We start from the raw sequence: 22,514 nt of genomic DNA, 5'->3' as shown, positions 1-22,514 counted from the left end.
CGGCTAATGAAAAACGGCCGTTGCTTGGATGTCGCTATCGACCACGGCGTATGCAACGAACCTTCTTTTCTAGACGGGCTGGAAGACATGCCGTCTGTAGTGGAGCAATTGGTTAGCGCACAACCTGACGCCATTCAGATGACCTATGGTCAAAGCGACCTATTGCAAAATGTTGAGGGGAAAAACAAGCCAGCACTGGTGATGCGTATTGATTTGGGTAACCCCTACAATGCAGAACGCCATCGAGTGATGTGGGCGATGCTGCAAAATCACCAAGACCCTGTTTTGCAAGCCGTTCAAATGGATGCCGCGTGTGTGGTGGTGAACCTGTTTATGCTCCCCGACGAACCGGAGTTATTCCGCCAGTGTATCGATAACATCAGCAAGGTGAAACTGGATTGCGAGAAATACGGCATGCCACTCATGATAGAGCCTTTGGTCATGCAGCCGAACTCTGGAAACGGCGGTTACATGGTGGATGGCGATTGCGAAAAGATTGTCACCTTGGTCCGCGTAGGGCGAGAGCTCGGCGCCGATATCATCAAAGCCGACCCAACCAAAGATGCCAATGACTTTCACAAAGTAATCGAAGCAGCACGCTGCCCAGTATTGGTACGAGGTGGTGGTAAAGAAGACATTGAAAGCGTCTTCACCAAAGCAAGGGCGCTACTTGATCAAGGCGCTCTGGGTATGGTCTACGGTCGTAATATCTACCAACACCCAAGCCCTGCAAAAGTCGTCAGTGCACTGATGGTGATGATTCACGACGACGCCTCGGTTGCCGACGCGTTAAATATTTACCAACGTGAAAATTAAGGGGAATCCATGTCGGGTGTCGTCCTTGGTTTAGACTGCGGTAATACAGCCATAAAAGCGGCTCTATTTGATGCTGCTGGTCACGAAATTGTCTCTGCGGCACGAGCCATTGAAACTCAATTCCCCGAGCCCAATCATACCGAGCTGAATATGGCTCGGTTGTGGCAGCTTGGCTGTGAAGTGATTGGCGAGGTTTTGGCGCACCCTGCCCTTTCTACAACTCAAATCTCGGCGATCGGAGTCAGTGGACATGGCAACGGTGCCTATTTACTGGACAAACACCACCAGCCGTTGTTGGCAATTCAGTCTTTGGATAGCCGCGCGAGTGAGCGGGTCGCAAACCTACAAGCCGAAAAGCACTACAGCCGTATTCGCACGTTAAACCGACAGGGTGCTTGGTCATCACAAACCGCTACTTTGCTCAATTGGCTCAAACAAAACCGAGCATCGCTGTACGAAGACATTGGCACCGTCTTTTTCTGCAAAGACTATTTAAACTTCTGCCTGACTGATGAGATAAAAACCGATTACAGCGATTTAAGTGCATCTGGGTTGTTTGATTTTACCCAGCATGAAGTCAGCACGGAATTGCTCTCGTTCTTCGACATACTCGAAATGGCTTCAGCCATTCCAGCCCCCTGTCACAGTGAACATATTATTGGTCACGTGACGGCTCAAGCCTCTGAACTCACAGGATTACCAGAAGGTATCCCCGTTGTCGGTGGGATGCTGGATGTTGTTGCCAGCGCAATGGGTTCGGGAGTTTGGGACTCCAACGACGCGTCCATTGTTACCGGTACGTGGAGCATAAACCAAGTGGTGACTGATACCTTACCGAGCGAACAACTTTTTATGACGTGCTTGTTCCCACAACATCGATTTCTTGCCATGGAAAACAGTGCAACGTCGGCGTCTAACCTAGAGTGGTTTGTGCGTGAATTCTTTGCCCATGAAAAGCAACAAGCTACCTCTATCAACCAAAGTGTCTTTGAACAATGTAACCAGCTGATTGAACAGGTTGAACTCAGTTCAGCCTTACCTTTATTTCACCCCTATTTGTACGGTTCTGGAGATAACGGTGCTGCCAGAGGTAGCTTTTTCGACTTGGCAGGATGGCATACAAAACCAGACTTACTCTACGCGGTTTACGAAGGCATCGTGTTTGGGCATTTAGAACACGTACTGAAACTGAACTATGCAGGAATCCATTTCTCTCACGCATTACTCACTGGAGGAGGAGCAAAAAGCGCTTTCTGGTGCCAATTGTTTGCAGATGTTTTGAATGTGGAAATACACATTACACAATGCAGCGAATCTGGCGCGAAAGGCGTCGCGATGGCAGCGGCTTATGCGGCTGGCTTTTTCACAACATTTGAAGATTCGGTCAAATCCATGCGGAGCGAGGTGCAGGTGTTTATACCTGATTCTACCCGCCATGCTGCGTTAACCAAAAGGTTTGCCCGTTATCGTCATGTGTCGGATTGGATCAACCACTTTCCACCTAAATAAGGAGCATAAAACGTAACAGAGCCATCACCTTCCATGCCATAGAGCAGCTACAAAAGCAGACAATATCAATAACCGTGGCCGTTACACCCTGAAATTACACTGGCGCTAATTTCTTCCATGAGGTTCTCACTGCCGCTATTGCGCGTAGCTAACCCACTAAGAAATGGCATAGTTCAATACTGAAACGAGGTATTCGAGTAATGAAACCTTTGATTTTGAGCCGCTGGCGAGCCACATCCAAGCGGCTACTTAGCAATTGCACACACCCTCTAGCGTATTTCGCCCTTTCGGTGTCCTTATGTTCAGGGGCATCGAACGCGGCACAAGGACCGGGGCTGGGTAACGTAACATTTTCTTCAAGCGAATTGTTCACCCAGATCTCAACGCCATCAGTCGACGACACCACCAACATTCTCCCTCCTGATTACCCAGGAAGAAAACACTTTGGTGTCAATGTCATGACCATGTTGAATGGGTATATGATAGGCGTTTTTGCTCCCGATAGCGGTGGAGGGCCAGGAGGTTGGATAGCACTGGATGTCTCCAACCCAAGGAGCATTCAATTGGTGAAAAGGGTTTACGAACCCGATGCGAGCAATGCACACCGAACCGGAGACGGCTTACGAACCGCCGATTTCCGAGAACCCCACTCTTTCGGTTTAAGTGAAAACAGCCTGATCGCCATTCAAACCGGTCGAGGAATCGAAATTTGGGATTGGAGTGACGTCAATAACCCGATTCAACGAAGCAAACTCGCCATCTCGGGAGTGAACTTTGGCGATTACAACAATGTGTCATGGCAACTTTTCTGGCAAGCCCCTTATTTATATGTTTCACGAGGAAACGCTGGTCTAACCATCATTAATACATCGAATGTTGACAACCCAACCGTGGTTAAAACCATTCCGACCAGTCAGCTAGGTAACTTCAATGTAGGGCCCGTGTTTGCTGTAGGAAATGAAATGTTCCTATCAAGCATGGAAACCACCAACGGATTCTCCATTCTCAACATTGACGATCCGGAAAACCCAGTGTTAGTCAAAACACATTCACGCCTTCCAGAAAGGTATTATTCATCTTGTTGGGATGGCAAGCGCGCCTATTTTGGTGCAAGAAGTGCAGGGGACAATCTTAGGGTTTATGACACCACGACCGATCCAATTTCACTGCTCAGTGAATCGGAAAGTGGCTTTGTAAACCTTTACTGCAATCTTCAAGATGATCGTTTAATGCTCGGTAACCAAGACGATATCTCTGTATTGAATGTCTCTGATATCAATAACATTTCGACCATTGGGACTGGCTCGTTGGATGCGATAGGCTCGGATACCGATCACGGTCAGGTATTTGCTTTCGGTAATATGATTTGGGTTGGGAATGACCACGGCAGCGGCAGTGGCCTGATTGCTCAACAAACCAATCAAGATACTGTGCCTCCTCAAATTGTCAGATCCATGCCAGCCAGTGAATCCACGCAGGTTCCAGTCACCACTCGAATTGGTTTGGCGCTTTCAGACAGCGTATTGATGGAGTCCGTTAACGCAACAACGTTTAAAATCAATAAGCTTGGTGACAATACCCCGATTCAAGGTATTTACAGTGTAAACTTGGGATTCGTTCATTTCACTCCCTCCCAAAACCTCAGCACCAACCAAATCTATGTGGTGACTATCGACGGTATTCAAGACTTCGCTGAAAACGCCATGCCATATAAGCAATACCTGTTTTCAACAGGTAATATTGCGTCTCACAATGCCACCGTTTCCATTCCATCAACCACGCAAGTGGGGCAAAGTATCAGCGTGAATGCATCAGCCAGCCCGATTGATGGTGGCGCTTTGGAATATTCATGGAATTTCGGAGATGGGACCGCCTCTACTCCGTTTTCTTCAAACTCTGCGGCAAGCCACGTATATTCATCACCCGGTCATTGGTCCCCAATTGTTACCGTGAGGGAGTCTAACTTCAGTTCCACAAAATCTGGGCTCATCACCGCTTACCACCCGACGACATCAACGCCTCCTTCAACGGCATCGACCATTGCCAAATCGGGCAATCGGGCTTTTGTGGTGAATGAGGACAACGACACCGTCACAGCGCTATCGACAAACAGCCCTTTCAGTAAGCTTTGGGAAACCCCTGTAGGCGATCGCCCCAGAACCTTAGCCATCGCACCCAATGGTGATGTATGGGCAGTCAATCAACAAAGTGACTCGATTACCGTCTTATCCCCTCAAGGTTCTAAGATTAGGGACATCGCCTTGCCTAGAGCCTCTCAGCCCTACGGCATAGCTTTTACCCCCGATAGCAGTGCTGCACTCGTTACCCTTCAAGCCAGCGGTCAGTTACTCAAACTCAACCCCAGCACAGGGGCGCAAATTGGGTCGGTCACCATTGGTCACTCGGCACGAGGGCTCGCGATAAGTGCAGATTCCGATACAGCGTACGTCACTCGATTTATTTCGCCGCAACAACAAGCGGAAGTGGTTGAAGTCAGTATCAACAATTTATCAGTTGGGCAGGTGATATCGCTGATAAAAGACACCACCACAATTGATGGCCCCGACAGAAGCCGAGGTATACCCAACTACCTCAATGGAATCACCATTTCACCTGATGGTCTGAGGGCGTGGGTTCCATCCAACAAAGCCAATGTGGATCGAGGTCCATTCAACGAAAGCGATGAAAACAAAACGCTCACTTTTGAAACCACCATTCGTGCCATTGTTTCTCAAATCGACTTAAACACGAATCAAGAATTACCCAATGTGCAGCTCGATATCGATAACCGCGCGCAACCCAAAGCCATTGCTTTTAGCGCCTTAGGTGATTACGCCTACATCGCAGTAGAAGGGCAAAACAGCGTTGAAATTCGTGATGCGTACAACTTAAACCGTGTTAATGAACTGGCAAACAGCGGTCAAGCCCCAATCGGATTGATTAAGTCTGGGGATCATCTATTTGTTCATGGGTTCTTATCGCGCTCTGTGGTGGTGTACAACGTCAGCAACTTCGAAAGCCAGCAAGGCGACATTACCCGTGTAGCCGAAGTAGCAACGGTTAGCAATGAAGCGCTTCACCCAAGAGTATTAGCGGGTAAGAAAATCTTCCACAACGCTGCCGATGCTCGAATGACCCAAGATGGGTACCTTTCCTGTGCCAGTTGCCATACCGGAGGCGATTCCGATGGTCGAGTTTGGGACTTTACCGATCGTGGTGAAGGGTTGCGCAATACCATTCCATTACTTGGCCGAACAGGACTTGGAAATGGTCGAGTACACTGGACGGCGAATTTTGACGAAATCCACGATTTTGAAAATGACATTCGCTTCGCGTTTGGCGGCCGAGGATTTATTGACGACGCCTTATTCGATGACGTGAAAGATCCTCTGGGTTCACCTAAAGCTGGAAAAAGTGATGATCTGGATAACCTGTCTTTTTATGTCTCCAGTCTTGCTCGTTTCCCTCAGAGCCCCCATCGAGATGCCAATGGAGATTTAACGCCTCAAGCCCAAGCGGGTAAGCAGCTCTTTGTCGATAAAGGCTGTGCTGCCTGTCACTCTGGCGTCTATTTAACGGACATGCTTCGACACGATGTGGGAACCATTCAAGCGTCGTCTGGCCAAGGAATTTCACAGCCTTTAGCTGGTGTGGGTTTTGATACACCAACGCTTATCGGGCTGTGGGACTCCGCGCCTTACTTCCACAATGGGCAAGCTACAACGTTAAATGATGTGCTGCAAATCGGTAGCCAACACTCAATATCGAACTCGGCTGAGCGCGCCCAACTTGTGGCGTACCTCAACCAAATTGAATACGAAGGCCCACCTATCGTGGTCCCTGAGCCGCCACCAGCTCCGACATACGATTACTTGAGCGACTTATCTGAAACCAGTTCGGATAATGCGTGGGGACCATTTGAAAAAGACCGAAGTAATGGTGAATCCGGCAGTAATGATGGCGGTCCAATACGCCTTGCTGGCACAACGTATTCAAAAGGTTTAGGGGTACACGCGTATTCAGAAATCACCTATGACTTAACACAAAAAGAGTACGACCAGTTTTCGGCATTCATCGGCGTTGATGATGAAGTCGGCAACCGTGGTTCTGTTGTATTCGAAGTCTACCTAGATGATGTACTCAGTTTCCAAAGTGGCGTATTAACGGGCAGTAGCGCAACCGATGCCGTCATCCTTCCTATTTCAGCCACACACAGTGTGCTCAAATTGGTGGTCAAAGATGGAGGTAACGGTGTTGGTCACGATCACGCCGACTGGGCAGACGCTAAGCTTCGTGAAAAAGGCAACGCACCTTCTGAAATTGGGCTGTACTACGGCGAAGTGGCTGGCAACATCAATACATCTACTGAAAACCCAAAAACGCGACTTACAACGTCTTTGAGTGAAACGGAAGATTCCATTGATGGCAATACCACAGAGATCTACACAGGCTATATCTACGATGCCGACGGAAACATATCGTTCAAAGAATACATCGACGATAAAACCCGTCTGTGGATCGATGGAACCTTAGTTTTGAGCAGCGACAATTGGAACGATGAAGTCGCCACTGGCAATCTAAATTTGTCTGCTGGATGGCATGCTTTTGAACTGCGGATCAGCAACGGTAATGGCGGTAGCGGTCCAACCTCAGGAATTGGGTTTGCGTTCGACCCAGACGGTGGAACCAACTGGAGTCACCCTGAAGATCCGGGTGACGGTAGCTTATTCCGCACTCAAGACCCTACGCCAAGCTTCCAAGCGGGTCTTTACTACGGAACCGTGAGTGGCAACATCAATACCAATGCGGCTAACCCCAAAACCAGTGTGACCTCTACCCTGAGTGAAACCGAGGACTCCATCGCCGGGAACACCACCGAGATTTACACAGGCTACATTTTTGATGCCGATGGCAACCTTTCGTTTAAGGAATACATCGATGACAAAACTCGCCTATGGATAGATGGAAACTTGGTGTTGAGTAGCGACAATTGGAACGATGAAGTCGCCACTGGCAATCTCAACTTGTCTGCTGGGTGGCATGCTTTTGAACTTCGGATCAGCAACGGCAATGGTGGCAGCGGTCCGACTTCGGGCATCGGGTTTGCGTTCGATCCTGACGGTGGCACCAATTGGCAACACCCCCAAGATCCCGGTGACGGAAGCTTATTCCGTACAGAGCAGTCAATTCCGGCGACCCCAACCTATGTATACGTAAGCGATTTAGCAGAAACGTCTTCGAGTAACGGATGGGGAAACATGGAAAAAGATCGCTCTAATGGTGAACAAGGCGATTCCGATGGCAACGCCATCACCATTGCAGGTCAGTCCTATAGTAAAGGGCTCGGCGTTCATGCTAACTCCGTTATCACGTATCAGATCCCGGCTGGTAGCTACAATCAATTCAGCGCCAGTATTGGCGTAGATGATGAAGTCGGCAATCAAGGATCGGTTGTTTTTCAAGTAGACGTTGATGGCGTGCAGATGTTCCAAAGCGCCACGCTGACGGGAAGTGGTTCAGCCGAACAGGTCAATGTATCGATACCTTCTAACGCTACCTCACTCACCCTGAAAGTGAACGGAGCCGGTGATGGGATTGGTCACGACCACGCAGATTGGGCAAATGCTCGTCTCCGGTTATCCAATTAACACCATAGCGGCACTCATAGAGGTGCCGCCCTTTTCACTCCCAGTGTTCTAGGAATTATCATGAATTACGACATGTTAGAAGACTCCACTTGCATCATTGGAGAGTCTCCGATCTGCGTTGAAGGTAAGGTATTGGTTTGGGTGGATGCCGAATCCAGTCACATTTACCAATTCGATCTTCATTCTAAGCAAACACAATGTTTCCACATCGGACTCCCAGTGACTGCTATAGCGAAAATACGAGAGTCTGGCTGGCTCTTGGTGACCAAGATAGGCATTTACGCATGCGATCCAAATTTCCAACGTTACGAATACCTCGGAAACCCTGTTAATAACAATCCTAAGTTGAGACCCAATGACGGAGTCGTCAGCCCAGCAGGCGATCTTTGGTTTGGCACAATGAATCAAGACGAGCTCGAGGCTCCGGACGGAGCACTTTTTATTTTGCATAAGGAAACGATGCAAATTCAGCAATTGGATTGCGGCTTCTCAGTCGCCAATGGCATTGCATTTGACGCAAAGAATCACTGCGTCTACGTCAGTAATATGTTTCAAAGGAAAGTGTATCGATACCAGCTGGATTCGCGCTGGAAAGCCATTCAATCGAAGCGCGTTTTTGTCGAACTCCCTCAAGGAACAGGGCTTCCTGATGGTTTAAAAGTCGATTCTGAAGGCAGGCTTTATGTTTGTCATTGGGATGCGGGCATTATTACGGTTTATGAAAGCAATGGGCAATATGTCCAGAGCATCCCTTTACCCATTCGACACGCCACTCGATGTACCTTTATTGAAAAGGGAGTGCTCGCACTTACCACTGCATCTTACGACATGACAGAGCAAGAATTACAGCGCCAACCCTTTTCTGGAAAAACACTCAGAATCGACTTGGACGCTGATGTGAGCGGTACTGATTTTGAATTTGAAGCGCAGATGTCCCCATAGCACATTCACTCACACGCAAAAGATAACAAAGAAGTTGAACTTTACTCTTCGCGAGAGTAGCGTTTTTAGCATCTTTCGTTTGAAAATAATCAGATAAGAATGTTCACGAAACACATTGATGATGAAATCCAGCTAGCACTGGTACAGCCTTCATTTGCAAAGGATTTTCTAAGAATTCGCAACGATAATTTAGATTATCTCTCTCAATGGCTAGCGTGGCCACCACACTGCGATAACGAAGACGCTTTTTTGAGTTTTATTCGTATGTCTTTACAAAATTACGCTGAAGGAAAATCGCTTACCTGCGTCATTATTTATAAAGACAAATTGGTAGGCGCGGCATCACTCAATTCGATTGACCACAATTTGAGCCGCGCTGAAATTGGTTATTGGCTTGAAGCGTCTGCACAAGGAAACGGGATCGTTACCCGTGCATGCCTTGCCCTGTTAGACATCATTTTCGAAGAGTTAAAATTAGAGAAAGCCCAACTGCATGCGGCCGTAGACAACCAAGCAAGCCGCGCGGTTGCAGAAAGAATAGGCATGACATTAGAAGGCGTTATTACGCGCAATGAAAACCTCAATGGGCGAGTCGTTGATCACGCGGTATATGGATTACTGAAAAGCCATCGGTGATTACACTCTCAATTCAGATCAACCTATAAAGCAAGTCAACTCAACAAAATAAAAAGCGCCCCCTCAATAACGAGGGGGCGCTTTTGTGTTTCTATTTCATTATGTTTCTATCTCATTTTGTCGCCATGAGATACCCTGAATTTATTCAGCTTTGGTGAAATCACCATTTGGCAATATCGACCTTCAGGGTTAGCGCGGTAATAGTTTTGGTGCTTTCCTTCCGCCTTATAGAACTGCTCATATGGGGCGACTTCAGTCACTATCGGGTGTTCAAACTCTGGCGATAGCGTCTCTATGACAGATCGGGCGGTTTCATCCTGTTCATCGTCATGGGTCAGAATGATACTGCGATATTGCGTACCCCTATCTGCTCCTTGGCGATCCGGCGTTGTTGGGTTATGTGTGGTTAAGTGAATTTCAACCAAATCAGCAAAGCTGACTTCGTCGGAATCAAACTCAATTTGCACGACCTCAGCATGCCCCGTCGTACCATTACACACTTCACGGTAAGCGGGATTTTTGGTATGCCCTCCACTGTAGCCGCTGGCTACCGATTTAACACCGCGGACTTGTTGGAATAGCGCTTCTGTGCACCAAAAGCAGCCACCACCAAATGTTGCTACTGACATTGTCATAGTTACCTCTCTTATTCCGCTTTCTTTAACGCGACGGCGTTCATGCAATAGCGCAGCCCACTGGGAGGTGGACCATCTGGGAACACATGCCCTAAATGGGCTTCACAGGTATTGCAGGTCGTTTCAATACGGCGCATACCATGAGACTCATCCATATGGTATGCAATGGCATTGGCTTTGACAGGTTGGGTAAACGATGGCCAGCCAGAACCGGATTCGAATTTCACACTGCCATCAAATAGCGATGTTCCGCAGCACACACAATGATAAATCCCGGGTTCAAATAAGCTACACGATTCACTGCTGAATGCTCTCTCTGTGCCTTTTTGCCTAGTGATCCGAAACTCTTCATCTGTCAGCTGCGCTTTCCATTCCGCTTCCGGTTTATGAATCACTCTGTCTGGTTTCAGATTGCCGTTGCTTGCATATTCAACCACACTTTGCCAATTCAACATGATGGGTACCTCGGTGTCGGATCTCTGTTTTATAGCCCATATAAACGGAATACGATCAGATCGCACTCGCACTATGAACGAGAACAAATTAGAGAATTAGGGTCTGCTGACCAAGATAAGGAATTACCCGCCCCTAGATTTGAAGCAGGTAATGATTAGACCTTGAGGACTAGGAATAAATTTCAGCGGTTTTTTGAATGCTAGCAACCATGGCCGATAACCCTTGAGAACGGGTTGGTGTGATGTGCTTGTGCAGTTCAAGCTCTTCAAACCATTGGTTGATATCAAAGTCTAAAATTTCCTTCGATGTTTTACCTTCAAACGCAATAACCGTTACGGCTATCAGCCCTTTTACGATGGCTGCATCGCTGTCGCCAAAAAAATGGAAAGCGCCCTTTTCGTCTTGAACTTGATCGAGCCAAACTTGGCTTTGGCAACCTTTGATCAAATAGTCGTCCGTGCGTTTGTCGTCTGATATGGCGTTCAGGCGGTCTCCCAGTTCAATAATGTACAGGTAGCGCTCTTCCCAATCCTGACAACGGTTAAAGTTCTTAACGAGCTTTTCTGGCGTCATGTTTTATCCTAACAAGAGATTTATTCGTTTGAGTCCTGCCACGAGGGCATCAATATCTTCGCGCGTAGTATACATGGCAATGGATGCGCGACATACCGCAGATTGACTCAATGACTCCAGAAGGGGCATGGCACAGTGATGACCAGTACGAATTGCGATGCCATATCGATCTAAAAACGTACCTACATCATAGGCGTGATGATTGCCTAAATTGAACGGAATCACACCTGCACGATGGCTCGGGTTACCGTAAATTTGAATATTGTCAATGCTTGCCAGTTGAGTCAAGGCGTAATCCATTAACTCGTTTTCGTACTGGGCAATGGCATCCAGCCCCGCCTCTTGGACATAATCAATGGCTTCGCCTAACCCCAGAATACCTGCGATGTTAGGAGTACCTGCTTCAAATTTCCAAGGTGCTTGATTGAAAGTCGTCCCCGATGGAATGCAGACTTTGTCTATCATTGCACCGCCGCCTTCCCAAGGCTCCATCGCGTCCAATAAGGTTTTCTTGCCGTACAGAACGCCAATGCCTGTTGGTCCATAGAGCTTATGAGCTGAGAATACGTAAAAATCACAATTCAACGCTTCAACATTTACGGTTTCGTGCATTACTGCTTGTGCACCGTCTAACAACACTGGAATGCCGTTTTTGTGTGCCAATTCCGTAACGTCTTCAATGGGCGTTCTAGAACCCAGTACATTCGAGATGTGCGTTACCGCCACCAAAGCCGTGTTTTCGGTCAGTAACGGTTCCAATGCGAGAATGTCTAGCTCGCCGCGTTCATTCGCTTCCCAAACTTTCACGGTTAAATTGAACTGCTCTGCCAGCATTTGCCAAGGGACGATGTTAGCGTGATGTTCTAAACTGGAAATCACGATTTCACTTGGCTGCTTGCCCTTTAGGCGCAGTAGCGGTTTCAAAAAGCCATTGGCTACCAAGTTAATGGCTTCCGTTGTGCCTTTAGTGAACACGATTTCGTCACGAGACTGAGCGCCTAAAAAAGCACGGGCCTTGTCGCGAGCCTGTTCCATGTTATCTGTGGCGTTGGCGCTGAGTTGGTGCACGCCGCGATGAACCGACGCATATTCGTCCCGATAAAATCGGGACATGCGGTCAATGACTCGATTGGGAGTTTGTGCGCTAGCCGCAGAATCTAAATACACAAGGGGCTTGCCGTCGATTTCCTGATTCAAAGTTGGAAAATCCTGACGCCACCGTATTCCTTGCGTTGTTTCTGCTTGGTTATCTTTCACACTGTTACTCATTACAAGTCCAATTTCTGTTCGATCCGACGAATGATATGTTGCTGCACTTCTGGGTGGTCGATTTCATCAGTCAATTCACCTGCAAATGCAAACGTAATCATCTTTTCAGCCTTGGCTCTAGGGATTCCGCGAGCTTGAAGGTAGAACACTTGGCTCTGATCAATTTGCCCAGTGGTGGCACCGTGGCTGCATTTCACATCATCGGCATAAATTTCTAATTGCGGCTTACTGTTGATCTGGGACTTTTCGCTTAGAAGCAAATTGTGGTTGTCCATTTGACCATCGGTTTTGATTGCACCTTTATCGACATAAATCATGCCGTTAAAGACACCAACACCGTTGTCTTTACCAATCACTTTATGCGTTTGGTGGCTATTACAATGTGCCGCTTTGTGGCGAAGATAGGTTCTGGTGTCAAACACCTGATCCGCTTTCGGCAAAGTTAAGCTGTTCATTTCAACTTCACCGCCCTGACCTTTCAAAATGCCGCTGGTGTTATGCCTTACCAACTTACCTTCCAGTAAGAAAGTATGGCTTGTCGCGCGGCTATCGCGGTACAAAGTAATATCATTGTGACCAAAATGATGCTGCTCAGCACTTTCTTCAATCAACTTAATGTGCTTAAAGTTAGCGCCATCACTGACATTCGCAGTCAGCCGTGAGCAAGTCACACCGCCACCTTGCTTCAGAGACACGTGATGCTCGTAAACATGGCATTCCGCTAGTCGGCTAAGTTCGACATGATGTCGGTAGCTACAAAGCTCACCTTCGCCACCAGAATTCAGATGAAACAGATAAATCGGCTTCTCAAGCTGAGTATCGTTACCCACTTGAACATAAATACCAGCGGTTGCCGTTGCGTCCGTAAGTGCGGAGAACGCTTCTTGATTGATGTTGCTAGACAGTTGATGCTGCACTGCATCATCCAATTCATTGATGTCTTTAATGATGGTATTCGGGATATCATCAGACAATTCCGATATCAGCTTTCCATCAAAGAAAAACAAACGGTAGCAGTCAAAACTCATGCTGATACTTTCAAATGAAATGCTATCAATGCTGTTTTGTGCAGGTGCGCGGTGTGATAACGCTAGGAAATCATCCAGAGGCGTGTACTTCCAGTCTTCGTGTTTGGCGTGAGGGATGCCCCAAAGTGCCAATGACTGCCAGCTATTTTCTTGCCAGCTAGACTGGCCCGCAAGAGAGCGAAGACGCGTTAACGCCACATCTCTACTCTTCTCCGATAATCCAACCATAACCTTTGTCCTCTAACTCTTTCGCCAAGGTGTGATCGCCAGATTTCACAATTTTGCCTTTGTACAGAACGTGAACAAAGTCAGGTTTGATGTAATCAAGAATACGCTGGTAGTGAGTCACCACGATGAAAGAACGGTTGCCGTCGCGCAATGCGTTCACACCATCCGATACCGCTTTAAGTGCATCAATATCTAGACCCGAGTCCGTCTCATCAAGAATACAAAGCTGTGGCTCTAGTACTGCCATTTGTAGGATGTCGTTGCGTTTTTTCTCACCGCCAGAAAACCCTTCGTTTACAGAACGGTTAAGCAAATCGACAGGCATTTTCAGCAAGTCTGCTTTTTCTTCAAGCAGGTCTTCAAAATCGAAGCGATCCAGTTCAGGTTCACCACGGTAATCACGGATGCCATTCAGTGCAGTTTTCAGGAACAACTTGTTGCTCACACCCGGAATTTCTACTGGGTATTGGAATGCAAGGAATACACCTTCACCAGCGCGCTCATCGGGATCAAGATCCGCTAGGTCTTTGCCTTTGAACAGGATTTCACCATCCGTGATTTCGTAATCGTCTTTACCAGCCAGCGTAGAAGACAACGTACTTTTGCCTGAACCGTTTGGTCCCATAATGGCGTGTACTTCGCCTGGCTTGATGGATAGGTTAATACCGTTAAGGATTTGGTTATCCTCAACACTGGCTTTTAAATCTTTAATTTCTAACATACTGGGTTAGCCCACGCTGTGTTCTAAACTGATGGAAAGGAGTTTTTGTGCTTCAATAGCGAATTCGAGCGGCAACTCAGAGAATACATCTTTGCAGAAGCCGTTAACGATCATCGAAATAGCATCGTCTTCACTGATACCACGTTGAACGCAGTAGAAGAGCTGATCTTCACCGATTCGAGACGTCGTCGCTTCATGCTCAACCTGTGCGGTAGAATTTTTCACTTCTACGTAAGGGAACGTATGCGCGCCACAATCAGCACCGATAAGCATTGAATCACACTGGGTAAAGTTTCGAGCGCCTTCCGCACTTGGCAATACTTTCACCAACCCGCGGTAGCTATTTTCACTTTTACCCGCAGAGATACCTTTAGAGATGATGGTCGACTTAGTGTTCTTACCAATGTGGATCATCTTGGTACCGGTATCGGCTTTTTGGTCGCCATTGGTCAATGCAACCGAGAAAAACTCACCGACAGAGTTATCACCTTTAAGGATAACGCTTGGGTATTTCCAAGTAATCGCAGAACCCGTCTCTGACTGTGTCCAAGACATTTTGCTGTTTGCGCCCTCACACACAGCACGCTTGGTCACGAAGTTCAAGATTCCACCTTTGGAGCCTTCAACGCCTGAGAACCAGTTCTGAACCGTTGAATATTTTACTTCCGCATCTTTGTGGATAATGACTTCTACTACCGCAGCATGCAGCTGGTAGGTATCCCGAACAGGCGCAGAACATCCTTCGATGTAGCTCACGTACGCGCCTTCATCGGCCACTAGAATTGTACGCTCGAACTGACCCGTCTTTGCTTGGTTAATTCGAAAATAGGTCGATAATTCACGAGGACAACGCACACCAGGCGGAATGTAGACAAACGATCCATCAGATGCAACGGCAGCATTCAACGCCGCAAAAAAGTTGTCTTTTGGAGGAACAACCGTACCTAAATACTTGCGTACCAATTCTGGATAGTCGTGAATTGCTTCACTGAACGAACAGAATATAATGCCCTGCTCTTTCAGCTCATCTCGGTAAGTTGTGGTCACTGAAACAGAATCGAAAATGGCATCAACGGCCACTTCAGAACCTTCACGAACAGGCACACCTAATTGGTCAAACGCGTCTTCCACTTCTTTGGTCAGAAATTCATTCGAACCGTCGGACTCAAGATCGCTTCCTTCACATTTGCCACAGCTTGGTGCGGAGTAATAGCTATAGTTTTGGTAATCCAGGGATGGGTATTCCGCTTTCAGCCAATGAGGCTCTTCCATGTCTTTCCAAAGTCGGTATGCTTCCAAACGGAATTCTAGCATCCAATCCGGTTCATTCCTTTTGGCTGAAATGGCACGTACCACTTCCTCATTAATGCCTTTTTCTAAGGTGTCGTTATCAAGCTGAGTATAAAACCCTTCTTTGTATCCTTCCTTATTCATCGCCTCTTGGACTTCAGGCTGAATTTCAATTGCAGTCATTTGCTAAATACCAAAGCTCTCACCACAGCCACACTCGGCTTTGACGTTAGGATTTTTATAGGTAAAGGTCTGATTCAGCCCTTCGCGGACGTAGTCCACTTCAGTGCCATCAAGGAATGGCATCGCATTAAGGGCAACAAATAGCGTTGCACCATGAGATTCAAAAGAAAGGTCACCATTCTGAGGTTCATCAATTTGGTCGAGAACGTACGCGTAGCCAGTGCAACCAGAAGATTTCACCGACAAATGAATTGCTTTTCCATCAGTTGAAAGCTGCTGTACACGTTTAGCTGCTGCGGGTGTTAATGTAATACCTTGCCATTGGACGTCCTCGATTGAGAACGACTCGGCCCCGTCAGTATTAACGGTTTCTCCGGTATGAGATGCCATAACCACACCTTATCGTAGTAAAGATGCTCACATGATAATGATTATCATTAGTAGGTCAACCTTACGCAAAAAAGGGTTAAGGGTGTACTTTGGCTCCGCCGAAGGTGCTTGCGAGGTAATTAATGATTTCAATCGGGTCGGTTAGGGTAACGTTGTCTTCTAAGATAAGCACTGGTAACCACTGCTTATCTTCACCAATTAGCTCTACCACTTCCCTTCTCGGTTTAGGAAAATCTATTCTTCGTATATCGATGTGATCTTCCCACCTTTGGTTGACTTGAATCGCTCCTTCAATCAAGGCGCAATGAGAGCAAATCCAGCTTTCCCCTTCATCTTGAAAAGGCATTTTCAACACAAATAAAATAGGCTTCATGTACATTCAACTCAGTCAGTAAAAAGTGCCATGTTATACCCAAGTAACCTCAAGATGCTAGGTTCAGCGGCTTCCCTACCAAAGAATAGGGAACTGGCTTTCAGGCAAGGCATCGATTTGAAGATCTAGTTATTCTAAATCAAGAATCGGTAACGCAGTATGAAAGCCAGTTAAACTCGCCCTTGGGAGCCCATATTCTGTCCCATTTCATCGTCAAAGAACTTGGAAAGGACTCGTCATTCCACTGCGTCCTTCTCCTTGAACTGGAACAGACTATGAGGCTCTGAATCCTGCATTTTGAGGTCACTTGGGTATAATGGTTTTAGCTGGAGTGGGTCTACCCATAAAGTACCCTTGGAAGAAATCTATCCCTAATTCCATCATCTTTGCTTTTTGTTCATGCGTTTCAATCCCTTCCGCCACAGTTTTGATATTTCTCGATCGGCAATATTCTATTACCTCTAAAAGCTGGGCTTTGTTTTCTTCGGCGTTTTGAATGAGCACTTTGTCGATTTTCACAATGTCGACTTGGTGTCGTTTTACTCTTGTCATGTCACAGTGCATTGAACCAAAATCGTCTAACGCAACACGGATATTAACGTGTTTTAAGTTCTCAATGCCTTGTGCCATTAAAGACATTTCTGAATTGCTGTCTTCCATTATTTCATACACCACATTCTCTCGTGGAATGCCCAACATTTTAAGACGGATAAGTAATTGTTCGATTGCGCCAGATATATTCCCTAATGTATTAAACACACAGGGAGGCGCGTTTACGAAAAGAGATACGTTACCCGAGGAAAACTTTGAGAAATTGATAAAGTGGACTTTGCCTGTAATCAGAAAAAACAGCATCAAACTTTTGTGATCTTGTCGAATAGGTTTTAAGTATTCTTCAGGGCTAATCGCCCTCCCATTCATGTCAGTTAATCGAGCAAGCCCTTCATAAGCGACGATGCGCCCGGATCTGTCAAAAATAGGCTGATAAACCCCTTTAAAAATAAAGCCATCGTATCTAATGAACGTCCATCCATCGGGATCAGTCTCAACCAGTTCTTGAACTGGATCATCTACTGTGTTGTAAGTTACCTTCATCTAAAGCCTAGAGAGTTAAATTTGTTATGACGCCGACATCACTACCCACTGCGATGTGTCCCCGCTTTTTATCTTCAAGTGACTTCTACGCTCAAATAGAGTGTTTGGCCCAGAGCCCAGTAACTTGAATTTACTTAGGTATATATTACGCAAACGTTTCTTTTCTATTTAGCTATAACTCAAGCAGATATATCGAACAACCAAAGAGGTTAAACAAAGACCTTAAGCCATTTAGCTACAGTGGGTTTAGTACAAAACTGAACAATTATATGTAACGGGAAATAATTAAGTTTGAGGCTCATATCAAGAAAATATCAGCAAGCGCATAAAAAAAACCGTATCAAATAATCAAAAGTGGAATGCCAGAATCTGGCACCCAACCAATAATGCGAATCATATCAATATAAATTCGAGTTCCGTTTCATATCTAAGGGGATTTCCTGTCAAAATTAGTGAAAATCTCTAACTCGTTCCTATTTTTAGATATTTATATTTGCGTATCCAAAACTCTCTTGAATTACTGTCACAAAAATGCAACTTAAGAATTAAACTGGCATTCCGCAGCTTTCACAAAAATTATTAGTACGCATTCAACTTCTGACAGGGGTATTCACTTCAAACCCGCTTTTATAAAGTGTTCACCATAACAGTCTCACTTTTGATAACTCTATTGTTACAGCATTTTTATTCCGTTTAATAGAAAGCACTAAACAGCCATAAGAGCGAAGGTAAGCCTTAGCCTGGTGCTGCTTAGATATAAAAAACAAACCGCAAAATAAAAATAGCGGGATAACACCTCCTCCATCCAGTTGGTAACAAATTTAACTTGCTGTAATTGGCGCATAAACGCCGTAAGAGGATGAGATGAAACTGATTGATAAAGCTCGTTTTGCTCGCACCCCAGGATATATAGTTGGAATCAAAGAAGGCACATTTGTCTGGTTTTATAATGAATCACTTTATGCTTGGCAGCAGTGGGGACGCCAGTATCCAGCCTTTCCGGCATTGAGAGTATCCGCTTGTAAAGTAAAGCTGTTAAAAGATAAATGGATGTTTACCGGAGTTATCCCATATATAGCCCTCGAAGATTCTGGCTTGGAGTTTGATGAAAAAGGTCGTGTTTTCATCAAATTTGAAGCAGATTGGCGAAATTGGGAAAAATGGAAACAAAGCGCCATAGAAAGGAATGTGAGAACCATAAAGATCAGTGATTAAACCCCATGCCAGCAACCAATGCTGGCATTTTTTACTTCAATCACCGAAAAATCTAGACATGCCTTGTAAATCTCACTCTTTTTTTAACCCTAATGTTTATTGAAATACAAGCTCCCGCCAAGATAATTGCTTCGTTATCAAATTCTTGCAGAAAAGGACCATTCAATATGGTAAAAACTTTAAAAACAATAGTATGCGGATTTGCACTTTTTCTTTCATTTTGCTCGTGGGCTATCGATAATCCAGACCAAGTAAACAAAGCGGCACAATTGGACTCTAAATCGGTTGTTTATATAGAGAAAATAAACAACGCAACAGGATACCGATCGACGCTTTTAGCATACACGGAGTACCACCAATTTCTTTCAAGAGAAATTAAAAGCACTTACGAAGATATCGCTCTGAAGCTTACAGAAACAGAAAGAGATACTTTTCAGACGTCACATGGCGCATGGGAAAGCTTTCTAAATTCACAATTCACCTTCATTGAGGAGGTATGGTCAAAAGACAATTTTGGCACGTCCTCTGCGATTGACCGAGGCCAATTTAAGTCTAAACTGCTTAGAGATCGATTACTCGAGTTGCAATACTATCAAATGACTTTCTGATCAAAATAGAGCTCTACAATCACCCCTTCTGAATAGGGAACAATATCATTTTGAAAAGTTCATAACCTCCCATGCCAGCAACCAATGCTGGCATTTTTTGTTAGCTGTCTGTTCCTTTAATCACGTTTTTTAGTTTGATGGCAAATACGATCCCCGATAACGCCACCGTAATCCCGTTGGCTACGATAATGGGTATGGAATCCAATACTACGCCATACGCTAGCCAACAAGCGGTTCCCACAATAAACATCGTATACATCGAAAGTGAAATGCTGGTTGTATCTTTGATTCGAATTGTATGAATGACTTGCGGTAAAAAGCTGATAGTAGTCAATATCGCGGCAATATACCCGATGTACTCCATGAGACCTCCGTTATCTGCTAGGCAAAATTTAGAACTCGTTGTACTCAGTGAATTGGTTGTTTAGTGGCGTTTGAAAGTGATTGAGTGACAAAAATACACCTGAATAGTAAACGATTAACTTGCCCGCTTTATGACAATCACTCACCTAATCAAAAATGAGAATTCGACTTACGTTATCTGTGACAAATAATTACTGAAAGATACACTTTGTTGCATAACAAAAATAGAACCAATTTAGTAAGTAACGGAATTTTAACGGAGTTTAAATAGTAATTCGTTCTCTAGCTTCTACCATCAAACCTTACTCACTTGATTGGCTTTTGCACTGAACTGAACATGACCCCCAAGCGTTTCAACTTTATCCTTCTCCACTTACTTGTCTCTATTTCTGCTCTCATTAATTTACTCACAGGTTTGAGGATTCACTTGGTCTCGGATCGAACCTTGTATTGGCTTTCCCCCATATTGCCTCAGGGCAACCTGCATGATCTTCATTACATCAGTGGTATCGTCCTTTTTTCTAGCGCATTGGGCTACGTTTTTTATGTATTACGCCGCAAAAAACGCGCGACCAAAGCAGCCTCTTCATACCACCTCTGGGTTCAATACTTTGGCTATGTCATTACGCTTTCGGCTCTGGTTTCAGGCGTATTCTATTGGTGGCAATTTAATTTCCTGAACTTTCAGGCTTGGCACTTTTGGTCTGCCATCGGCATGTTGGTTTTTTTGATACTGCACAGTTTGGTCTACATCATTCAATATGGGGCAAACGTGCTAAAAATGGTAGTGCCTTTTCGAACGCTAAAACAAGCTCGACTCTCGTTTACGCTGCTTCTGTCATTGGGTACCGCAGGGGCTGGATGGGCATTTATGTATTCCGGTAGCCAACTTCCTTTAACGGTTAAAAAAATAAGCATCGATGAACTGGTTAATGTGGATGGAGAATCAAGTGAAGCTTTTTGGCAAGACGCAAAAGAAATCTCTGTTCTCACTACGGGGGGAGCCAATTTCATTGATGGGCAAACAACGGTTTCGATAAAAGCCGCAGCCAACCAATTTGAAACCTACTTTTTATTCCGCTGGAAAGACGCCACCAAAAGCCTTGCTCATCTGCCTTTATTTAAGCAAAACGGCAAGTGGGTGGTCAGGCAAAATGGGTTCCACCATTTTGATGAAACAACCTACTACGAAGACAAATTCGCCGTCATGATTTCCAGTACCTGCGGATACGGTGCGGATGGCACAGCATATCTTGGGCGTAAGCCGATTAAAGGCAAACCCGAAAACTGGCACGGTAAGGGCTACCACGCCAGTATGGATAATCGGATCCGCGATTTGTGGCATTGGAAAGCCATTCGCACCAACGATATGTTTCAAGCAGACGATAATTTCTTTGGTCCTGCCAGTGCTCCTCGATTTGGCGAACGCCGATACACCGCAGGCTACCTTGCTGATGGCAAAGACAGTGGCGGATACAAAATGAATTGGAAATGGTACTCACCCCACTATGTCACCCCAAAACGACTCCCAACAGAACCTTCATTGGTCACACGACCTCTCGCTTGGTTTGGGAGTCAGCCCTATCAAAAAACGCACGACACCTTACCTGAAGGCAGCGAGTTGCCGTCGGTGTTGTACCGTTCTAACCAGTTTGAAGGGGATAGAGCCAACGTCCGCGCAAGAGGAAAGTGGGAAAACGGATATTGGACACTAGAAGTCTCCCGTAAACACGACACAGGTTCAAAGCACGACGTAGCCTTAGAAGATGGCACCTGTATATGGGTTTCCGCTTTTGATCACTCCCAAATCGCCCACACACGCCACCATCGCCCGATACAGCTGGAGTACGTGCAATGACGTTAAGAATATTGGCTACGCTCCTCATGATTGCCGCAACGTCGATTTATAGCTACGTCAGCTTCAACATACTGCCCGTTCAATTGGCGCACCCTCGCTACGTGAAAGTCACCAACACTGGCGAACATTTGATGCCTTGGCAAGGTCCTTGGGCGTGTGTCTCCGACGAAAAAACAGGATTGCTATGGGAAGTCAAAACCGATGATGAATCCATTCACGATGCCGACTGGACCTACTCTTGGTTCAATGGACAATTAGGCGCACCCGATAAAGGGGATTGCTTCTATCAAGACGGGCGATGCGACACCCAAGCGCTGATCAAACGAACCAATAAACAAGGGTTATGTGGCAATCATAATTGGCGACTACCCACACCAAAGGAATTGGTTTCACTGCTGCATAGCAACGATAGACCAAATCAGGCTCAGATCGCCACAGACTTCTTCCCACGCATTAAAAACAGCGATTATTGGACGATAAGTGCCAATAAATCGCTAGACCAACAGTACCGCCATTTAAAGCATGGCGCACTGGCTTTCAACCTTTTTGAAGGTAAAGAGAACACTTTGCCTTATCGCAATGCTGCCTTTGTGGTGTTGGTTTCCAAGCCACACCGCGAGGGGCATACCTCGCAGATGACATTAACGTCAATTAATCAAAGAAGTAATGAATAATAAA

At 45.9% G+C, this 22,514-nt stretch carries 20 protein-coding genes; 9 read left to right on the top strand and 11 right to left on the bottom strand.

What is annotated here, in order from left to right; genetic code table 11:
• The first annotated feature begins 6 nt into the window (after positions 1-6).
• The 5 genes from Q8W40_RS10700 (at position 7) to Q8W40_RS10680 (ending at position 9,551) form a co-directional block, all read left to right on the top strand.
• Positions 7-816 (top strand): class I fructose-bisphosphate aldolase, encoded by an 810-nt coding sequence (locus tag Q8W40_RS10700; protein ID WP_305397132.1) that lies wholly within the window; start codon positions 7-9, stop codon positions 814-816.
• Positions 817-825: 9 nt separating this feature from the next.
• The gene (locus tag Q8W40_RS10695; protein ID WP_305397131.1) at positions 826-2,325 is read left to right on the top strand and encodes an FGGY-family carbohydrate kinase; all 1,500 of its coding nucleotides are present in this window, start codon (positions 826-828) and stop codon (positions 2,323-2,325) included.
• A 200-nt stretch (positions 2,326-2,525) separates the two neighbouring features.
• Positions 2,526-7,973: an NPCBM/NEW2 domain-containing protein gene (locus tag Q8W40_RS10690; protein WP_305397130.1), complete on the top strand. Its 5,448-nt coding sequence runs from the start codon at positions 2,526-2,528 to the stop codon at positions 7,971-7,973.
• Between the two features lie 60 nt (positions 7,974-8,033).
• Positions 8,034-8,915: an SMP-30/gluconolactonase/LRE family protein gene (locus Q8W40_RS10685; RefSeq protein ID WP_305397129.1), complete on the top strand. Its 882-nt coding sequence runs from the start codon at positions 8,034-8,036 to the stop codon at positions 8,913-8,915.
• A gap of 99 nt (positions 8,916-9,014) precedes the next feature.
• Positions 9,015-9,551, top strand: a complete 537-nt coding sequence (locus tag Q8W40_RS10680) for a GNAT family N-acetyltransferase (RefSeq protein WP_104400905.1) — start codon at positions 9,015-9,017, stop codon at positions 9,549-9,551.
• A gap of 107 nt (positions 9,552-9,658) precedes the next feature.
• Here Q8W40_RS10680 and msrA read toward each other — a convergent pair whose 3' ends face one another.
• The 10 genes from msrA to Q8W40_RS10630 form a co-directional block, all read right to left on the bottom strand.
• Positions 9,659-10,186, bottom strand: a complete 528-nt coding sequence (msrA, locus tag Q8W40_RS10675) for a peptide-methionine (S)-S-oxide reductase MsrA (RefSeq protein WP_104400904.1) — start codon at positions 10,184-10,186, stop codon at positions 9,659-9,661.
• 11 nt (positions 10,187-10,197) lie between these two features.
• A complete protein-coding gene (gene msrB, locus Q8W40_RS10670; protein ID WP_305397128.1) occupies positions 10,198-10,641 on the bottom strand; it encodes a peptide-methionine (R)-S-oxide reductase MsrB in 444 nt (147 codons plus the stop codon).
• A gap of 169 nt (positions 10,642-10,810) precedes the next feature.
• Positions 10,811-11,215: a cysteine desulfuration protein SufE gene (gene sufE / locus Q8W40_RS10665; RefSeq protein ID WP_101111950.1), complete on the bottom strand. Its 405-nt coding sequence runs from the start codon at positions 11,213-11,215 to the stop codon at positions 10,811-10,813.
• A 3-nt stretch (positions 11,216-11,218) separates the two neighbouring features.
• A complete protein-coding gene (locus Q8W40_RS10660) occupies positions 11,219-12,484 on the bottom strand; it encodes a SufS family cysteine desulfurase (protein ID WP_305397127.1) in 1,266 nt (421 codons plus the stop codon).
• The gene (sufD, locus tag Q8W40_RS10655) at positions 12,484-13,740 is read right to left on the bottom strand and encodes a Fe-S cluster assembly protein SufD (RefSeq protein ID WP_305397126.1); all 1,257 of its coding nucleotides are present in this window, start codon (positions 13,738-13,740) and stop codon (positions 12,484-12,486) included. Before sufD ends, Q8W40_RS10660 begins: the two co-directional genes overlap by 1 nt.
• Positions 13,715-14,461: a Fe-S cluster assembly ATPase SufC gene (gene sufC, locus Q8W40_RS10650; RefSeq protein ID WP_101111947.1), complete on the bottom strand. Its 747-nt coding sequence runs from the start codon at positions 14,459-14,461 to the stop codon at positions 13,715-13,717. Before sufC ends, sufD begins: the two co-directional genes overlap by 26 nt.
• A 6-nt stretch (positions 14,462-14,467) precedes the next feature.
• Positions 14,468-15,934 carry a Fe-S cluster assembly protein SufB gene (gene sufB, locus Q8W40_RS10645; RefSeq protein ID WP_101111946.1) on the bottom strand — a complete coding sequence of 489 codons (1,467 nt, stop codon included), beginning with the start codon at positions 15,932-15,934 and terminating at the stop codon, positions 14,468-14,470.
• A gap of 3 nt (positions 15,935-15,937) precedes the next feature.
• Positions 15,938-16,324, bottom strand: coding sequence for a Fe-S cluster assembly scaffold SufA (gene sufA / locus Q8W40_RS10640; RefSeq protein ID WP_305397125.1), 387 nt, complete (start codon positions 16,322-16,324; stop codon positions 15,938-15,940).
• A 76-nt stretch (positions 16,325-16,400) separates the two neighbouring features.
• Positions 16,401-16,697: a DUF3088 family protein gene (locus Q8W40_RS10635; protein WP_305397124.1), complete on the bottom strand. Its 297-nt coding sequence runs from the start codon at positions 16,695-16,697 to the stop codon at positions 16,401-16,403.
• A gap of 303 nt (positions 16,698-17,000) precedes the next feature.
• Positions 17,001-17,792 carry an EAL domain-containing protein gene (locus Q8W40_RS10630; protein WP_305397123.1) on the bottom strand — a complete coding sequence of 264 codons (792 nt, stop codon included), beginning with the start codon at positions 17,790-17,792 and terminating at the stop codon, positions 17,001-17,003.
• An 864-nt stretch (positions 17,793-18,656) separates the two neighbouring features.
• Between Q8W40_RS10630 and Q8W40_RS10625 the strand changes: the two genes are divergently transcribed.
• Both Q8W40_RS10625 and Q8W40_RS10620 read left to right on the top strand, forming a co-directional pair.
• Positions 18,657-19,007 (top strand): hypothetical protein, encoded by a 351-nt coding sequence (locus Q8W40_RS10625; RefSeq protein WP_305397122.1) that lies wholly within the window; start codon positions 18,657-18,659, stop codon positions 19,005-19,007.
• 167 nt (positions 19,008-19,174) lie between these two features.
• Entirely contained in the window at positions 19,175-19,615 is a 441-nt protein-coding gene (locus tag Q8W40_RS10620) for a hypothetical protein (protein WP_305397121.1), read from the top strand.
• 100 nt (positions 19,616-19,715) lie between these two features.
• On the opposite strand, the gene Q8W40_RS10615 is transcribed toward Q8W40_RS10620, so the two are convergent.
• Positions 19,716-19,979 carry a SemiSWEET transporter gene (locus tag Q8W40_RS10615; RefSeq protein ID WP_305397120.1) on the bottom strand — a complete coding sequence of 88 codons (264 nt, stop codon included), beginning with the start codon at positions 19,977-19,979 and terminating at the stop codon, positions 19,716-19,718.
• A gap of 336 nt (positions 19,980-20,315) precedes the next feature.
• On the opposite strand from Q8W40_RS10615, the gene Q8W40_RS10610 reads away from it, so the two are divergent.
• Positions 20,316-21,836 carry an ethylbenzene dehydrogenase-related protein gene (locus Q8W40_RS10610; RefSeq protein ID WP_305397119.1) on the top strand — a complete coding sequence of 507 codons (1,521 nt, stop codon included), beginning with the start codon at positions 20,316-20,318 and terminating at the stop codon, positions 21,834-21,836.
• A complete protein-coding gene (locus Q8W40_RS10605) occupies positions 21,833-22,510 on the top strand; it encodes an Lcl C-terminal domain-containing protein (RefSeq protein ID WP_305397118.1) in 678 nt (225 codons plus the stop codon). Before Q8W40_RS10610 ends, Q8W40_RS10605 begins: the two co-directional genes overlap by 4 nt.
• Positions 22,511-22,514: the final 4 nt, after the last annotated feature.

Source organism: Vibrio penaeicida (genome assembly GCF_030689305.1).
Lineage (GTDB): Bacteria > Pseudomonadota > Gammaproteobacteria > Enterobacterales > Vibrionaceae > Vibrio > Vibrio penaeicida_B.
This window is presented reverse-complemented; position numbering and strand designations above follow the sequence as displayed.

Bases quoted from the DNA above. Each gene is read 5' to 3' on its own strand.
- Q8W40_RS10615 (WP_305397120.1), bottom strand. From the start codon at position 19,979: ATGGAGTACATCGGGTATATTGCCGCGATATTGACTACTATCAGCTTT.
- Q8W40_RS10680 (WP_104400905.1), top strand. From the start codon at position 9,015: ATGTTCACGAAACACATTGATGATGAAATCCAGCTAGCACTGGTACAG.
- Q8W40_RS10605 (WP_305397118.1), top strand. From the start codon at position 21,833: ATGACGTTAAGAATATTGGCTACGCTCCTCATGATTGCCGCAACGTCG.
- sufD (WP_305397126.1), bottom strand. From the start codon at position 13,740: ATGGTTGGATTATCGGAGAAGAGTAGAGATGTGGCGTTAACGCGTCTT.
- Q8W40_RS10690 (WP_305397130.1), top strand. From the start codon at position 2,526: ATGAAACCTTTGATTTTGAGCCGCTGGCGAGCCACATCCAAGCGGCTA.
- Q8W40_RS10610 (WP_305397119.1), top strand. From the start codon at position 20,316: ATGACCCCCAAGCGTTTCAACTTTATCCTTCTCCACTTACTTGTCTCT.
- sufC (WP_101111947.1), bottom strand. From the start codon at position 14,461: ATGTTAGAAATTAAAGATTTAAAAGCCAGTGTTGAGGATAACCAAATC.
- Q8W40_RS10635 (WP_305397124.1), bottom strand. From the start codon at position 16,697: ATGAAGCCTATTTTATTTGTGTTGAAAATGCCTTTTCAAGATGAAGGG.
- Q8W40_RS10700 (WP_305397132.1), top strand. From the start codon at position 7: ATGAAAAACGGCCGTTGCTTGGATGTCGCTATCGACCACGGCGTATGC.
- sufE (WP_101111950.1), bottom strand. From the start codon at position 11,215: ATGACGCCAGAAAAGCTCGTTAAGAACTTTAACCGTTGTCAGGATTGG.
- Q8W40_RS10695 (WP_305397131.1), top strand. From the start codon at position 826: ATGTCGGGTGTCGTCCTTGGTTTAGACTGCGGTAATACAGCCATAAAA.
- msrB (WP_305397128.1), bottom strand. From the start codon at position 10,641: ATGTTGAATTGGCAAAGTGTGGTTGAATATGCAAGCAACGGCAATCTG.
- Q8W40_RS10660 (WP_305397127.1), bottom strand. From the start codon at position 12,484: ATGAGTAACAGTGTGAAAGATAACCAAGCAGAAACAACGCAAGGAATA.
- Q8W40_RS10625 (WP_305397122.1), top strand. From the start codon at position 18,657: ATGAAACTGATTGATAAAGCTCGTTTTGCTCGCACCCCAGGATATATA.
- Q8W40_RS10685 (WP_305397129.1), top strand. From the start codon at position 8,034: ATGAATTACGACATGTTAGAAGACTCCACTTGCATCATTGGAGAGTCT.
- Q8W40_RS10630 (WP_305397123.1), bottom strand. From the start codon at position 17,792: ATGAAGGTAACTTACAACACAGTAGATGATCCAGTTCAAGAACTGGTT.
- sufB (WP_101111946.1), bottom strand. From the start codon at position 15,934: ATGACTGCAATTGAAATTCAGCCTGAAGTCCAAGAGGCGATGAATAAG.
- msrA (WP_104400904.1), bottom strand. From the start codon at position 10,186: ATGACAATGTCAGTAGCAACATTTGGTGGTGGCTGCTTTTGGTGCACA.
- Q8W40_RS10620 (WP_305397121.1), top strand. From the start codon at position 19,175: ATGGTAAAAACTTTAAAAACAATAGTATGCGGATTTGCACTTTTTCTT.
- sufA (WP_305397125.1), bottom strand. From the start codon at position 16,324: ATGGCATCTCATACCGGAGAAACCGTTAATACTGACGGGGCCGAGTCG.